The sequence below is a fragment of the Bacteroides sp. 14(A) genome (assembly GCF_000526555.1).
Lineage (GTDB): Bacteria > Bacteroidota > Bacteroidia > Bacteroidales > Bacteroidaceae > Bacteroides > Bacteroides cellulosilyticus.
Map to the genome: position 1 here is coordinate 2,492,655 of NZ_JAGH01000002.1, position 16,023 is coordinate 2,508,677.

8 protein-coding genes are annotated in these 16,023 nt (G+C 41.2%); all 8 read left to right on the forward strand.

What is annotated here, in order from left to right; all coding sequences use genetic code 11:
- Position 1: 1 nt before the first annotated feature.
- The 8 genes from K429_RS0117020 to K429_RS0117055 all read left to right on the forward strand — a co-directional run bounded on the left by K429_RS0117020 (position 2) and on the right by K429_RS0117055 (position 15,312).
- On the forward strand, positions 2-2,266 hold the full coding sequence (locus K429_RS0117020) for a hypothetical protein (protein ID WP_026367687.1): 2,265 nt from the start codon (positions 2-4) through the stop codon (positions 2,264-2,266).
- Positions 2,253-6,452: a contractile injection system tape measure protein gene (locus K429_RS0117025; protein WP_026367688.1), complete on the forward strand. Its 4,200-nt coding sequence runs from the start codon at positions 2,253-2,255 to the stop codon at positions 6,450-6,452. Before K429_RS0117020 ends, K429_RS0117025 begins: the two co-directional genes overlap by 14 nt.
- A gap of 26 nt (positions 6,453-6,478) precedes the next feature.
- The gene (locus K429_RS0117030) at positions 6,479-7,072 is read left to right on the forward strand and encodes a DUF4157 domain-containing protein (protein WP_026367689.1); all 594 of its coding nucleotides are present in this window, start codon (positions 6,479-6,481) and stop codon (positions 7,070-7,072) included.
- Positions 7,073-7,083: 11 nt separating this feature from the next.
- Positions 7,084-8,376 (forward strand): ATP-binding protein, encoded by a 1,293-nt coding sequence (locus tag K429_RS0117035; protein WP_007215181.1) that lies wholly within the window; start codon positions 7,084-7,086, stop codon positions 8,374-8,376.
- A 97-nt stretch (positions 8,377-8,473) separates the two neighbouring features.
- Positions 8,474-9,931, forward strand: coding sequence for an aminoacyl-histidine dipeptidase (locus tag K429_RS0117040; RefSeq protein WP_026367690.1), 1,458 nt, complete (start codon positions 8,474-8,476; stop codon positions 9,929-9,931).
- A 222-nt stretch (positions 9,932-10,153) separates the two neighbouring features.
- On the forward strand, positions 10,154-11,101 hold the full coding sequence (locus tag K429_RS0117045) for a site-specific integrase (RefSeq protein ID WP_044096717.1): 948 nt from the start codon (positions 10,154-10,156) through the stop codon (positions 11,099-11,101).
- Positions 11,102-11,545: 444 nt separating this feature from the next.
- On the forward strand, positions 11,546-14,740 hold the full coding sequence (locus tag K429_RS28880; protein WP_007215246.1) for a hypothetical protein: 3,195 nt from the start codon (positions 11,546-11,548) through the stop codon (positions 14,738-14,740).
- Between the two features lie 77 nt (positions 14,741-14,817).
- Positions 14,818-15,312, forward strand: a complete 495-nt coding sequence (locus tag K429_RS0117055; protein WP_026367692.1) for a hypothetical protein — start codon at positions 14,818-14,820, stop codon at positions 15,310-15,312.
- Positions 15,313-16,023 lie beyond the last annotated feature (711 nt).

A 16,023-nucleotide genomic window follows, 5' to 3' on the forward strand; every position in this document is an offset into this window, starting at 1 on the left:
GATGGGAAAAGGCAATAATGGACACTATATCAGGCAGTTGGCGGAAAACGAAAATCTGTACTCATACCTGCAAAGGCAGACACTTGAAGAAGTGCACCGCCTCTCAGGAAAGGTATGGACGGATTTCAACGCTCATGATCCCGGGGTGACCCTGGTGGATATCGCCAACTATGCGTTGACAGAAATGGACTACAAGCTCGGTTTCGGTACGATGGATTACCTGACCGGGGAAGATGGAATCTTCGAACCTGAACGTTTCGGACTCTTTCCACCCGAAAAGGTGTATACCACTGCCCCTGTTACACCGGAGGATTATCGAAGACTGTTCTTCGCCCGCATTCCGGAACTGGAAAACGTATGGGTGGAATGTAATGCGGCAACCGGCGGCTACACTGTCAAGATTGCTCTTCCTCCCTTTGAAGAAGAGGATAACGGAAAAACGGTGGTAAAGCAGGTTACGAAGAATTACAACAGCCACCGTAACCTGTGCGAATACCTCGACAAGGTAATCATCGTGAGGTCCGCAGAACTGGAATTTCATGCAGAATTTGAGATAGAGCCGGGCAAAGATGCGTCTATTGTGTTGGCTAGGCTCTACGGAACCATCTTGCATTATCTTTCCGGCGGAGTGTATATCTGTGCGCCGGAAGAGCTGGAAACCTCCGGCTTGTCACCCGAAGAGTGGTTGGAGGGGGCGGAAGGCATTGTGCGTGTGGTAATTCCTATGCAAAAGAACACTGAATATGAGTTATATAAGAAACTTTGTCAGGTGGAAGGCATCCGGTCGTTCAGTACTTGTTACCTGATGAAGGATGGAAAGCCACAGACCGATTTCTCCGAAGGGTTCAGCTTGAAAATTCCATGTATGGAGAAAGAACTGAAAGTACGTATCCGTCAGGGGCGCTCTGTTATGGGAGTCGATATGGAAAAGTTCACAAGATATCTGAAAACCTTTTATTATGCTCAGAAGCGTATCAGCACGAATGAAAGCGACGTAAAAGGAATTGGTTGGGGAAATATGGTAGGAACGTACCGCAACATTTTCACCTATTCCCCCATAGCCGGAGAGTTCCCCGCATGTTACCGTCTCTCACTCGGACAGGAAACTCATGCTTCCTTTGAGGCATACTTGAAACTGTATGATCGGACAATACAACAAGGATTGGAGGAAGTGAAAGAACTTCCGAACGTGCTTTCCATTGAAGAGAAAGACATGGGGCGTCATTCTTCCTTTCGGAATATCTATGCACTGAAAAGTCGTTATCTGGATTTTCTTGATCACCTGTACGGAGTAGAGAGCCAGCCCGAATGGTTGGAAGAGTCAAACTGTTATGGTGAAATGGAGAGTGAGACGATTGGGCGGCGAATGTCATTCTTGCGTCATGTTGCCTATCTGATAAAAAATAGAGCAAAGGCGCGGGATATTACGATGTCGGAGGGAGAGCATAACGCTCCCATAGTGAAGGAGTGGTTTTGCAGGTTGTTGGGCATTAACGGGAACGAGGAACATACCGTGGGCAATGTTCTTCCCGGGCATAATCTACAACTGATAGAGAAGAAACCCGACCGTCCCCTGGCGGACCGACTGGATGCTCTGCTTATTGATGAACGTATACTGGAACCGGAGCACGTGACGGCCGTAACTTATGAGCAACTGGCAACGGATGAGGAAGGAAAGCGTAAAGAATATAGTCAGTTAAGAGCGGAACTGCCGATATTCAACCGGAATAGGATAAGCGGCGACTTATTCCGCCACGGCATTTCTCTTGGTAACTACCGGATTGTAGAAGCTAAAAAGGGTGAGTATCTGTTGGTGGTCCACAATAAGGAGAAAGGCGGATGGACCAATCTTGGACGTACCGATAACAAAAAGAGGTTGAATACGCTGGCGAACATCCTGCGGAGATATTTACTGGAATTGAACCGGGAGTGTGAAACGGTTTACGTATTGGAACCGGTATTGGTGAGAAAAACGGAACCTTTCCGGCTACTGATTGTGCTTCCTATGTGGACACTTCGTTTCCACTCGCCGCGCTTCAGGGAGATGTGCAGGGAATTATTGCGCTCTATTATTCCCGCCCACCTAGCAGGCCGGATATACTGGATGGATGAGATAAGTATGCAAGGTTTTGAACATTGTTACAAATTATTAATGAGGGCTTTGACCAACAATGACTTGGCGGATTACAGCGCCCAATTGCTGGAAGTCATATACGAGTTGCTGGGCAAAGCCGTGGAAATACAGATATTAGATGATACGAATTGAACATATATCGTTTGAGTTCGCTGCTGCGGACGAACGGTTCGTACACGACTTGTATGCGGACTGGGGTGGCTTTTGCCGTAACTATTTTGAAAAAACGGTGGATGAATGCCTTTCTCCTTTGGATAAAGACAAGGTGTTGCATGAAATAGAACTGTTGGAATTGGATTTGGGGAGTATCCCCGAGGAAAACTTCTACCGTGAGTTTCCCCGGCGCCTCAAAGCGGAACTGCTGAAAGTGTTGCCTTCATGGAGCATACCGACGGAGAGCGAACGGAAAAAGACGGATGCTTCACGCCTGGAAAATCTACTGTTCTATCTGGAACATGGTTATCAGAAGGTGGAATGGGACAATAGTGCTTTTAACCTGACGGAAGAATTGGATTGGGCCGTTTTGCAACAGGCGCTTCATGCAGAGGGTGTAGTATCTCTCTGTATGAGAAAAGATCACGCTTTGTGTCGTTTGCTATGGCAGACAAACGATGACAATACTCTTATCCGACTCTATACCGACTTACTTTCCATGTCATCGTTTGGCTTGTACGAGAAACGTCGTTTCCTTGCAATACTTCTGGAGATGAAACCCGGTATACCCGTGCGTTTCATTCACGAGGATAATGATGACAACAGGTTGCAAAATATGGCGGAACTACTCGATACGCTGTCTGTCCGTCGGATAATGGAAACAGAAACGGAAGAACATGCCGAAGTCGATCTGCCCCCATACTGGCATTATTTGTATGAATGGCTTATCAATTATTATCCCTTTAACGGGATTGCTATCTTTGGGGGTAAAGGAGATTTTATCCGCCATCTGCACCATCGGTTGCTCACATTCATCCGTAAGCGAAACTACTCTTTCTACCTCTCTAAAATGGAACTGACAGTCAACTTCCTGCTTGAAGTTTTCGGACCTGATTATTATAGGGATGTATTAAATGCTATCTATGACCTCCAACCGCACTATGCAGACGGTTCACCTGTGTATGACGGATATTTAAACCGGGAATTGTATCGTATCTTTTTACAACTTTCTCTACTTCGTCTGCCGATGGCGGGAGAAAGTCCGAAAGAGAATCTGGATTCCGGGTGGAAGCAAACGGCATATCCTACAGATATGGAAATGGTGGCAGAATATCTAAATGATACGCAGAAAAATATGGCGGACAAACGAAGCTTATTTAGGCTACTGATAAAGGAAAAGCCGGAAATACTGACGGATTGGTTACAATCGGAGGCTGCCAAAGACAACGCTCTACTTAGTGTTATAGCTAATATGGTTGATACTGATCTTCTCAACCGTCTGCTTTCTTCCGTTTCTTTCATGGCGATGGAAGTGGTTGACCAGGTAAGAACCTATCTACTGAACCATATATCGAAAACAGAATGTCTAAAAGGGATTTCTGAAACTCAGTTTAACTTTATTTTTTGCAAAGCAGTGTTGCTTTGGATAGAAAACGAACACTGCGGTCTTTCGGAGTCGGAACGTATCGAACAACTTCTACATCTGTTCTATCAGGAGTTTTCAAGTGGTAGTAATGAGCCTTCTATCAAAATATTATCTGAAAAATTGTACTTGTCGGAAGATGTTTGGAAGCAAGATGCAGGAAATGGTAAAATACGTGTCGACATTCTGAAACTTCGACAGATATTAGCAGACAAGAGTATACCGGAACTTGTAAAACGTAGAATGACGGCATTGTTCTTGGAACAATCCATAGAAAATGAAGAGAATGCCATATGGCTGTTACACGAGCATGAAGTATTGGAGTATACACTTACTTTAATAAGTCAGCCGGTTTTAGAAGAAATTATCAGGCGGTCGGTTGTGCGGATGAACGGTATATCTCATATTGCGGAATTGTTATCCCTGTTTGATTGGCTGGTAACTAACGAACAGGCCCTCTCAGCATATTTGAAGGATAGGACATTCGGACTGAAGGTACAGATGATTTTATGGCTGGCAAAAGTTTCCCAATCGTCAATGAAGATGGAGGGCACTGCGAGAGAAATTCTTTATTTACTTCTTATGACATTGTTTGGCAAGGAAAATATACCGATTGTCATTAAACTGGTATTTCAAGGAAGCATTAGGGAGACAGAAACCAGGAATGAGGAATATGATGATATGGAAGCAGTACTGGACCTGCTGATGACTATCGAGGCAGGTAACGGGAATCCTGCAAAAGTAAGGTTTGAGGAATGGGTACGGCAAACCCAAAAAGACTCCGACATCCTTCCCATACTGTTGGAAAACCGCTGGAACGCTGGAAATGGCTTTACCGATTGGCTAGAAGACGCTACCATCTTTACAGATGATAAGCGTGAGTTGTTACAGAGAATGGTTGTCGAAAAAGTACATGAATGGGTGGGGCTGCTACGTAGGCAACCCGAAGAAAGCAAGGCTGTAATATTTGTTGCAACCTATTTGTCAGCGCCTCTTCTTCTGCAAAGCGTGGCACAAGCGGACTTCCGTCAAGCAGCGGTATTGTCGGAAACGATTGAATGGCTGCAATGCAAAGCTGATGGGATTCCATTCCTTACCGGAAATGACAGGCTTTTTTCAACGGCTCTTTCAGAAGCATTGCTGTTCTTTATGCAAGATAGAGATACATTAGGTGGAAGATCCTTAACGGAAAAAGAGGTGGTAAAAAAGTTCCTGGCTCATTTGTATTTTGTCTATACCGGGAAGACTGATTTCCAAAGCGATGCGGAATGGACGAATTTATCGGTCAATCTGGCTGTTGACTTGGAAATGGAGGCATGGCAAGATGTACGGGAGGACGAGTTTGCTGATGTATTGTTACAAAAGAATATAAGCAATACCATATTCAGTCATCATATTGTTTCCGTTCTGGAAAAGTATCCGGAGAAATTTTTGGCATGGCTGGAGAAGGATGCTGATCTGGTTTTAATAAAACGGATTGTCGATGTATCGGATATAACCATACTGAAACAATTGAGTCTGTTTTTGTCTGCCGTTGCAGGATTTGAATATCCTGATGATTTCAAGCAGTTGACAAGCTGGCTCAGCCGATTCGCTAATGATCGGGTATTTGCTTCAGATATAACCAGAATATTGCTGTTATGGGTAAGGGAAACAAATTGGAAAAAACAAACGCCGGAACAAATGGAAGATTATTTCATTTCCCGCCTGTTCGGTAAAAACGTAGCCCGATTACCGATAGAGTGGATTGCAGATGATACTTTGCCGGAAAGTGTACGAAAAAGAATGCTCTACAACCATATCTTCTTCCGACCGAAAGAACTGTTGGCCTACATTCGTCAGTCTGTGGTACGGAATACATTGCATACAGATAAATGGTTGGAATGGATGAATACCGGAGAATGGCTGCGGCTGGTTGCAAGTCTGTCTCTTTCGCAAGCAGAACTGTTGCAGCAAGTTATGGATTACATATCGACAAATTATCCGTCTCAAAAGGAACATTTAGAGACTGCTCTGGTAACCTATATCATTGAAAATCCTTCGGAAGAATGGGTGTACAATAGCAGGGAAGAGAATATTCGCTCATTTGTGAAATCACTTCCTATCCTGCAAGAAAAAACAGAAAATGAACTTAAAGACATAGTGAATATGATAAGTGAAAAATTAATGCCGGAAGAGGACAAGAATTGGTTAACCGGCGAACCGGTGTCTGATTCTAAAATATTCTTTGTTAATAATGCAGGTCTCTGTCTGCTGTCTGCATGGTTTCTCCGATTGCTGAGTATGCTCGATTATCTGAACGAGGCAAGGAAGGATATCAAAGATACGAAATCAAGAATTCGTGCCATGTTCTTGTTACAATACCTCACTTGTCAAGAAGAAAAGGAATACCGGGAAACAGAATTGGTGTTCAATCGTCTGCTTGTTGGGTTGCCGATGCATATCCCGTTGCCAAAACGGCTGGAACTGACTGCCGAGGAAAAACAAATCGCTGATAGCTTACTGTCGGCAGTAAAAGCGCATTGGTCCAAGATGAACGGAACGTCGCTGAAAGGATTTCTGCAAAGCTTTGTTACCCGTACAGGTCGCTTGGAGGAACAGGACGAAAAATGGCTACTTACCGTGGACGACAAGACGCATGACATTCTACTCGATTCCGTTCCCTGGGGATTCCGGCAGATACGTTTACCGTGGCTGAAGAAATACATACAAGTAAAATGGCACGATAAGCAGGAATTCTGATATTAAATATTAAATAAAGAAATCGTATGGAAGCAGAGAAAGTACATCAGGAAAAAGTAGCACGTACCATACAGCAAAAGCAGGATGGCGGCGGTGCATTACAATTTGTTGATAACCGTATGGTGAACACATTTTTGCAACGTGTTGGCTTAGAGGATGAAGAAGGATTTCAGATGAAAACTGCCCAGTTACAGTCTGACGAGGAAGAAGATACCTTGCAGGGTAAATTTGAACCTACTGTTCAGCGTGTGGAAGATGATGCAGAGGGCGTGCAAATGAAATCGGATACTGTATGCCAACAGAAACCGAATAATACCGGTTTGCCTGATAATCTGAAAGCTGGGGTCGAAAGTCTTTCGGGGTTTTCAATGGATGATGTAAAAGTACATTATAATTCTTCACAGCCTGCCACTGTCCAGGCACTAGCTTATACGCAAGGAACGGACATCCATGTGGCACCCGGCCAAGAGATACATCTGCCCCATGAGGCATGGCATGTAGCCCAACAGCTGGCAGGACGTGTTGAACCTACTACGGAAGTGGGTGGTATGCCGGTCAACGACAATATAGATTTAGAACATGAGGCGGACGTAATGGGTGCCAGAGCGAATAGCTTGTAAAAGAATAGTCTATGAATGAATTTATCGGATGGTTCAATCAAGTTTTGACTATTTCTATTCAGCTTTATTTCCAACAAGAGTGTGAATACTCCTCGCTGGAAGAAGTAAAACCACCTGTAAACGGATGGTTGGAAAAGGTGACTGGCGTTCCCGACTTGACATTTGACGAACGGATGGTGGTCATGTTGGCGTTGATGCCGCATGTCTGTCCGCAGATACTGGACATCTTTTTTGTACAAAACAAGAACTTCGACCGGCAATATACGGAATTCGGTGGTTGGAAAGGCTTGTCACATGGAGGTTTTCTGCCAACTGGTGAGACTGCCTCTTTTATTCTTGCCGGAGAAGATACGGAAAAACGGAAAGGGGTGATCCGGTTTTTCCAGAAGGATCACTGGTTCTACACAAAGAATATCCTCCGTCTGGAAGGCGCCGGAGAAGGTGAACCCTTTCTCAGTGGGCAATTGCGCGTATCGGAAGAATTCTTAAGCCGTGTCTTGCTGGATAAGGAATATAAACCTGATTATAACATCGGCTTTCCCGCCAAACGCATTACCACGCAGCTGGAATGGGAAGATATGGTACTGGACTATCAGGTAGCTACCGAATTGGAAGAAATCAATGTATGGATTTCCTCCGGTAAGACTGTCATGGAGGATTGGGGACTGTCCCGTATTCTGAAAGCTGGATACCGTTCGCTGTTTTATGGACCTCCGGGTACGGGAAAAACATTGGCTGCGACTCTTTTGGGCAAGAAGAATGAGATGGACGTGTACCGGATAGACTTGTCCATGATTGTATCCAAGTATATCGGCGAAACGGAAAAGAACTTGGCAAAGGTATTCGACCTTGCCGAGAACCGGAACTGGATTCTGTTTTTTGATGAAGCGGATGCTTTGTTTGGCAAACGTACATCCACCAATACATCCAATGACCGACATGCTAACCAGGAAGTGGCTTACCTGTTGCAACGGATTGAAGATTTTCCTGGCATGGTCATTCTGGCGACAAACCTACGCTCGAACATAGACGAGGCATTCTCCCGCCGTTTCCAGTCGGTGGTTTATTTTCCGATGCCGACGGAGGAACAACGGGCTGAGTTATGGCGGAACATGCTTCCTGGGAAATGGTTGGGAAAGGATGCGGAAGAATTGATAACTATGGCGGCGGAAACGGAGTTGTCCGGTGGGGCTATTACGAATGTGGTGAGGCGGTGTGCATTGCGCATGATCCAGTCAAAGAAGAAACTGCTGGATAAAGTAATGTTGAAAGAGGCATTGCAGAAAGAAAAAATAAAAAGTTGAATGTAAGTATGCTTTTTGATAGATTTAATTCGTACAGTATTTATTGCATGGTTTAAGAATAAAAATGTATATTTGCGAAAACTAACTTTTAAACGTTATGAGTACAATTTTGCAATTAGCTCCACAGAATGTGTGGAAGCATTTTTATTCGCTGACTCAAATTCCCCGTCCGTCTGGACACATGGAGAAAATAACAGAGTTCCTTGTAAACTTTGGAAAAGGCTTGGGCTTGGAATCATTTGTCGATGAAATAGGCAATGTTATCATTCGTAAGGCAGCTACTCCGGGTATGGAAAACCGCAAAGGCGTCATTCTTCAGGCACACATGGATATGGTGCCTCAGAAGAACAATGATACTGTTCACGATTTTACAAAAGATCCTATTGAAACCTATATCGATGGTGATTGGGTAAAAGCTAAAGGTACAACGCTGGGAGCTGATAATGGTCTGGGTGTTGCTGCTATCATGGCAGTGCTGGAAGATAATAGCTTGAAGCACGGTCCGCTGGAGGCTTTGATTACGAAGGATGAAGAAACAGGCATGTATGGTGCTTTCGGTTTGAAACCGGGGACACTGAAGGGGGAAATTTTGCTGAATCTTGACTCGGAAGATGAAGGCGAACTTTATATCGGTTGTGCCGGAGGTATTGACCTGACGGCTACACTGGAATATAAGGAAGAAGCGCCCGCTGCTGATTCTGTGGCCCGTAAGATTACCTTGAAAGGTTTGCGTGGCGGACATTCCGGTCTGGAAATAAATCAGGGACGTGGTAATGCCAATAAACTTTTGGCTCGCGTGGCACATGATGTGCTGATTGAATTTGATTCTCAGCTGGCAAGTTTCGAAGGTGGAAATATGCGTAATGCCATTCCTCGCGAAGCGTGTGCTGTATTGGTGTTCAATCCGGAAGATACGGAAGGGCTGGAAGACTATATTAAAGAATATGAGGCGCAAATCAACGCGGAATATGCTCCAATTGAAAGTGGCATTACTTTGACGATAGAGCCGGTTGAACTTCCTGCAGCTATTGTACCTGCTGAAATTCAGGACAATATGATTAATGTGCTGATGGCTTGTCAGGATGGCGTGATGCGCATGATTCCTACAGTGCCCGATACCGTGGAAACTTCATCTAATCTGGCAATTGTTATCATTGGTGGTGGTAAAGCGGAAGTACGTATTCTGGCACGCAGTTCTTGCGATACGATGAAAGAATTCCTGGCAGACAGTTTGACGGCTTGTTTTGCCATGGCAGGTATGAAGGTAGAACTAAGTGGAGGATATTCCGGCTGGCAGCCTAATGTGGATTCTCCGATTTTGCATGCTATGAAGCTGTCGTATAAACAACAGTTTGGAGTAGAACCTGCTGTAAAAGTAATCCATGCAGGTTTGGAATGTGGTATTATTGGTGCCAATTGTCCGGGATTGGATATGATTTCCTTCGGACCTACACTGCGTTCTCCGCATTCACCGGATGAACGTGCATTAATTCCTACAGTTCCTAAATTTTACGATTTTCTGGTAGCAACACTGGAACAAACACCTGAAAAGTAGAGAAATATCTATAGATTTTAAAAGCGGGGAGAATGTTTTTTTGAACATTCTCCCCGCTTTTTTTATTTGATATTTTTATTAAAAAAAATGCCGTTACTTTATAGGTAACGGCACAAAATATGGTGCAAACATAAGTGTTTTTCCATAAATGTGCAAATAAAGCTGTTCTTTTTTCTATAATTCTTAAAAAAAAGAGTAATTGTATTCAAAAAACATTCAATTATGAAACAAAAATTATTATTGGAGATGCTATCCTCTACTATTCTGGAACTTCGTGCCAATGGTCAGTGGGGCACTGCACATGTATACCGGAGCGCACGGAATTCTTTCTCTGCATTTAATGATGATAAGGATATACCGTTCTGCAAATTGAATCCGAACCTTTTGAAACGCTTCGAAATTTATTTGCGCCAGCGAAGATGTAGTTGGAATACGGTATCTACTTATATGAAGGTGCTCCGGGCGGTTTATAACCGGGCAGTAGATAATGGTTATGCCTTGTACATACCAAGGCTTTTCAGGCACGTACATACAAGTGTATGTGCTGATCAGAGAAGATCTTTAGATGCTTCTGATATTGGAAATTTACTTTATGAAACAGAGAAAGTACCTATTAATGGTACTTTACCTTTAGACGTACAAAAAACAAAGATACTATTTGCGCTTATGTTTTTGCTGCGGGGAATCCCATTTGTTGATCTGGTGTATTTACGTAAAACGGATATCCAGGATAATATTCTGAAATACCGTCGTCGGAAAACCGGTCGATCATTGACAGTGGCGTTGACACCTGAGGCTATGAGATTGATTCGAATGGTAGCTAATACAGATAAAAATTCTCCTTACCTATTCTCTTTCCTATCCAGTCCTGAAGGCACAGAAACGGCCTATCATGAATATCAATCGGCATTGAGGGCTTTCAACTATAAATTGTCTGTGTTGAAGAAATGGATGGGAAGTCATGCTCATCTAAGTACGTATACTATTCGCCATACGTGGGCGACAATGGCTTATCATTGTGAAATACATCCGGGCATCATTTCAGAAGCGATGGGACATTCATCTATCAAGGTTACGGAAACTTATTTGAAGCCTTTTCAAAATCAAAGGATAGATCAAGCTAATCAAGAAGTTATCTCCTTTGTGAAAGAGTATGCTGCTGTCTTCTAAAGAGTGGGGCGGATTTTATAGAATTTCATTATAAAACGCTGATATTTGACTATTGTAGAAATGCAAATAATCAGCTAATTTCCTGGGATATTTTCTCCGGCGGTTTTTCTTGTTTCTTTTTTTATAACTTATATGTTGGAGTATATCGCTGTATATCAGTAAAATATTGTACTCTTCTTTAGTTAGTTTTATTAAATGTTCCTCTTTCTCACTTTATTCAATCTACTCTTTTCTTACAAATTAGTTTGATAGGTAATTTCTTTCATGTCCCGATGTACTATTTGACTAATAAAAGCCTTTTTCTAGAGTTTTCTTGTACGTTTTTTCTTTTTATTCAACAATTCCGTTACCTATAAAGTAACGGTATATAATGGGACGAAGATTATTGATCAGACTATTATTATTCTTTATTTTTTTAAATTTATAAATTTAAAGTTTTTTATTATGAACAAGAAGTATTTGAGTGTAGCCCTGTTTGGAGCCTTGATGATGGTTTCTACGGGTGTATTTACGTCTTGCAAGGACTATGACGATGATATCGACGGTCTTGAGCAAAAGTACACGGATCTGAACACTGAACTTAGCGCACAAAAGACGAGCTTGGAAAAAGCTTTAGCTGGTGTACAAGCTGATGCTGACGCTGCTCAGGTTGCTGCAGATGCTGCAAAGGCTGCCGCTGATGCTGCTAAAACAGAAGCAGACAAAGCTGTTGCTGAAGCTTCAGCTGTTAAAGCACTTGCTGAAAAAGCTGCAAGCGACGCAAAAGCTGAGGCTATCAAAGAGGCTAAAGCTTACATTGATGAGTTAATGAAAAATGTAGCAACAGATGAGGAACTTTCTGTACTTTCAGGTAAGATAGATGGTATTCAGAGTGACCTGAATACAATGAAAGAGGACTTGAAAGATTTAGGCGTTGATTTGAATGCAGAAGTAGAAGCACGGGCAAAAGCCGATCAGGCATTGCAGGTTCAGATTGATGCTTTGAAGAAGTTTGAAGAAGCTACTGGCAAGAAGTTTGATTCCCTTCAGGGGCAGTTGGACGCTATGAAGAAAGAGTTAGCCAATTTAGGTTCTAAAGAAGAAATTGAAAATCTTCTGAAGAAAGCTAATGAGGAGATGCAAAAGGAAGTAAGCGATCAGTTGAATACTTTGTTAGGTGTGCTCTCTGCTCGTTTGAACAGCCTAGTCTTTAAACCGGCTTTCTATTATCAAGGTATCGAAGCTATGGGAGCTTATTCCTATAATTATAACGTCTTGACTGTTAATAAGATTAATGCAAACGGAGATTTTAAAACCGATGCCCCTAAGGTCGGAGTTGCTACTTCTATGACTCCAGGCTTAGTTGCTGAATATCATATGAATCCTTCTATTGCAGATTGGAAAAAGATTACTAAATTGACTTATATTTCTGCTGATAAAGAATATAAAACAAGAGCTAATGGTGTAGTAGAAGCTATTGTTGACAACTTTAAAGGAGACAAAGGTCTGCTGACTGTAAATTCTCATTTAGTGAATGGTACTGTTAAGGATATAGAACAGGATAGTAAAGTTACAGTACTAGCTTTGGAAGCTCATTATAATAATGGTAAGCAAGACACAATCATTACTTCTGATTATGCTGCAATAAAAGCGGTGAATGCTCATAATTTGACATTGGCTCTAAGTCAGCCATTCGAGCAAAATGAAACGGTACATTTGTATAAGACTGCTGCTGAGGCTATAAATGCTACAGCTACTCGTGAGATTATTTGGAATCATGAGGGTGAAGATTTATCTAAGCTTATCAATACTCATTTTGATGAAATAGTTGATCCGGAAGATTTGACTAAAGATATTCATAAGAAACTGGATAAGTATGCTTTTGATAAGACATCTGAAAGTTACGGATTCAAATATTCTTATGAACTGGTTGGCTATCATGTAGGTGATAATAAAACTTCGGAAAGTGCTCATGCTGCTTTGAATGGTGCTATTCTTAGACCACAAATGCCGAAGGATGGTTTGCAGCAAGAATTTGGAGCAGAACAGAATAAGGCTGAAAAAGGTCGTGAACCGTTGGTACGTATTACTTTAACTGATATTAAGAGTAATAAGATTGCAGCAGTAGGGTATATGAAATTTAAGATTGTTGACACTATTACAGAAAGTGATGTTGTATTAACTCCGAATTTTGACTTTGCTGATATCTATACTGTAAATTGTACAGAAACTCAAAAAGAACTGAAACTTACTTGGCATCAATTTGAAGAACAAATTATTGCTCAACTCGAAAAGCAAGGCATTTCTAAAGAGGATTTCCATGATAACTTTACATTGGATGGTGGTGTAAATGATGCTACTCAATACGATGGAATTTTGCCTGCTTCTAAAGTTGCGACAACTAAGTATGGTATCGTATCTCAATCTATTCAAGATGATGGCGGTAACGAAACTCAGATATTGAAATGGATGGTTAAGAATAACCAAGCTTACCAAGTGTTTAAAAATAAGGAAAGTATGAAAGCCATCGTTCGTTATACTAAAGTAATCGATGCTGCTAAAGGTATCAATCAATATGTATATGTGACGTTGAATTGGACTCCATCAAAACGTAATGTAACACCGGCCGGTACATTGGCTGACGCTGATAAGAACAGAGCTTATTGGTATGCCAAAAATGATCCGAAAGCTGGAACTGGCTATAGTGATATTCATGCTAATGTTGAAACCGTGGGACAGGAAGGTGCAGACGATGAATTCAAATCTGATATCTTGAACACATTTATGGGTAACGATGTGACAGTTACTGGTATTGATGCTGTTTATACTGCATTTACGGATGCTAAGTTGACTAAAACATTCACTTTCGTAAATCCGCAAGGAACTGCTTTGACTCCGGTTACAGGTAATTCCGGTCAGAAATATGATATTACAGTAGGTAATAATGGAAAGACTTTGTATGCAAATAAGGTAGGTGCTCCTCTTATTAAATATCCTGTTGTAACTATCAATGCTTCTACATTAGAATATAATGCGGATAACGCTACTAATGAATGGGCTAAGGATATCTTGAACTATGCAGATCACAATGAATTGGCGGATAAGCAAACCTTTACTGCAAAAATTCAGATAAATGCAGCTAATTGTGACTATGTTCCATTTGCTTTGTCTAACAATACATTCTTTGCGAAGTTCTTGCGTCCTGTTAGTGTAGCTGATCCTCATGAAACTAATTTCTTGGATGGTGAAACAGGCGGCTCTAAAGCTATGTTGAAATTGACTTTCACCGATTGGCGTGATCATAACTTTGATAATACTGCGGTTACTAAGGGAGAAAACTACTATGAATATTATGGTATCAAGTCTATCTCTTGTTTGGAAGATCAAATCAGAACTGATATGAATTCTACTTCTGGTGATTTTAAAGATTTGCTAAGTGCTGCAAGTAAGAAGATTAAGTTCAATTTTATAGAACCGACAGAAAATGATATTCAGAATGGTAAGGGAGCTGTTGCTCATTACTTCGGTGAACTGGTATATGAGAATAATAATACAACCGTAGGTGATTTCCAGATTAAGGTTCCGTTTGATGTTAAGTATGATTGGGGTACAATCCGCGTATATGTAATCTGTAAAATCGCTGCAACAGTAGCTAACTAATTCGGAGTCATTCGAATCATAAATAAGAGTAAGGGTAAGTAGTGCCCTTACTTCTTTGTACTTTTCAATAATAAAAGATGAAACACCTGATTTTTGTTTTTGTACTTGCCACTCTTTTTAATCTTTTATCCTGTCAATCAGTGGATAAAAAACAGGCTGTAGTGGATTTATCTGAAGAACAATTTAATGATTTCGTTAGTGGATTGGTTCGGGAAGATACTCTAGCTGTAGAAAATTTAGTGGATAAGTTTATAACTTGTGTGCAAAACAAACAATACGAGCAGGCTGTTTCCATGCTTTACAAGCTTGATCCTGAAGATGCATGGAATGAGCCTCTCCAACTTAGCAATGAAGAAATGAGCAACGTAGTCTGTATGTTGAAGCAGATTCCAGTGTTGAGTTATCGTATAAACAATATAAAGTTTAAAACAGCCTTGATGAATGAGGTGAAATGTACTATAGTAATGAGGGAAGCTGACGGAACAGTGCCGGAAGCTGCCAATAAGTGGTACTTTAAGCCTGTAAATTATTTAGGCGGATGGCGTCTCTGTTTGATGGACTCAAATTCATAAAATTAATGATGCCATTATAAAAGAGAAAACTACTCTGTGAAGACTAGTTCTTTTTTTCACCATCGTGAAAAGTAAAATGTTGTTGTGTGAGGCTGTTTCCAGTGGGAAGCGGCCTCACTCTTTTTCTGCCATCTTGTCTCCTGTCTTGTCATTCGTTTCATTTCCTGCCATTCTTGCTTATTTTCTTCTTGTCTAATCTTCTTATTTTTGATGTAGATCAAGAAATATGTTATAAAACATACTTTTATGTAATATATCGCTCGAAATTTCGAACAAAGGTATTATTTTTGTGTTATAAAACATGATTTCAATAGGATAACAAGATTTTTAAGGAGGATAACAAAATGAAAATGTTAAAGAAAATTTTTAAGCACATCAGCGAAGCTGATAAGCACGTTTGGGGTTACTCTACAATTTATTAACCCCCTTTTTATGAGTGTGTATTTGATTTTTAGGTATTAGTTTAATTTTTAAGGTTATGAAAAAAAAGATTTTTAAAACATGGAGAAACATTCTCGCCGAAGTAGGTCGGAATGAGATGTTGATGATGGGTTATACCCTGAAGAAGTAAAAAAGCATTTGAACTAAACTTTATGAAGCGAGGAGTACGTCTTGAAAACGTATTTCTCGCTTCTTTTTATATCCCTTTGAAAGCTTTTTTATATAAAAAACAGCTTTTGTTTAAACTTTATTCCCTTTCTTTGTTGTTAG

Coding starts and splice junctions, on each gene's coding strand:
- K429_RS0117055 (WP_026367692.1), top strand. CDS start 14,818: ATGAAACACCTGATTTTTGTTTTTGTACTTGCCACTCTTTTTAATCTT.
- K429_RS0117040 (WP_026367690.1), top strand. CDS start 8,474: ATGAGTACAATTTTGCAATTAGCTCCACAGAATGTGTGGAAGCATTTT.
- K429_RS0117035 (WP_007215181.1), top strand. CDS start 7,084: ATGAATGAATTTATCGGATGGTTCAATCAAGTTTTGACTATTTCTATT.
- K429_RS0117020 (WP_026367687.1), top strand. CDS start 2: ATGGGAAAAGGCAATAATGGACACTATATCAGGCAGTTGGCGGAAAAC.
- K429_RS28880 (WP_007215246.1), top strand. CDS start 11,546: ATGAACAAGAAGTATTTGAGTGTAGCCCTGTTTGGAGCCTTGATGATG.
- K429_RS0117045 (WP_044096717.1), top strand. CDS start 10,154: ATGAAACAAAAATTATTATTGGAGATGCTATCCTCTACTATTCTGGAA.
- K429_RS0117030 (WP_026367689.1), top strand. CDS start 6,479: ATGGAAGCAGAGAAAGTACATCAGGAAAAAGTAGCACGTACCATACAG.
- K429_RS0117025 (WP_026367688.1), top strand. CDS start 2,253: ATGATACGAATTGAACATATATCGTTTGAGTTCGCTGCTGCGGACGAA.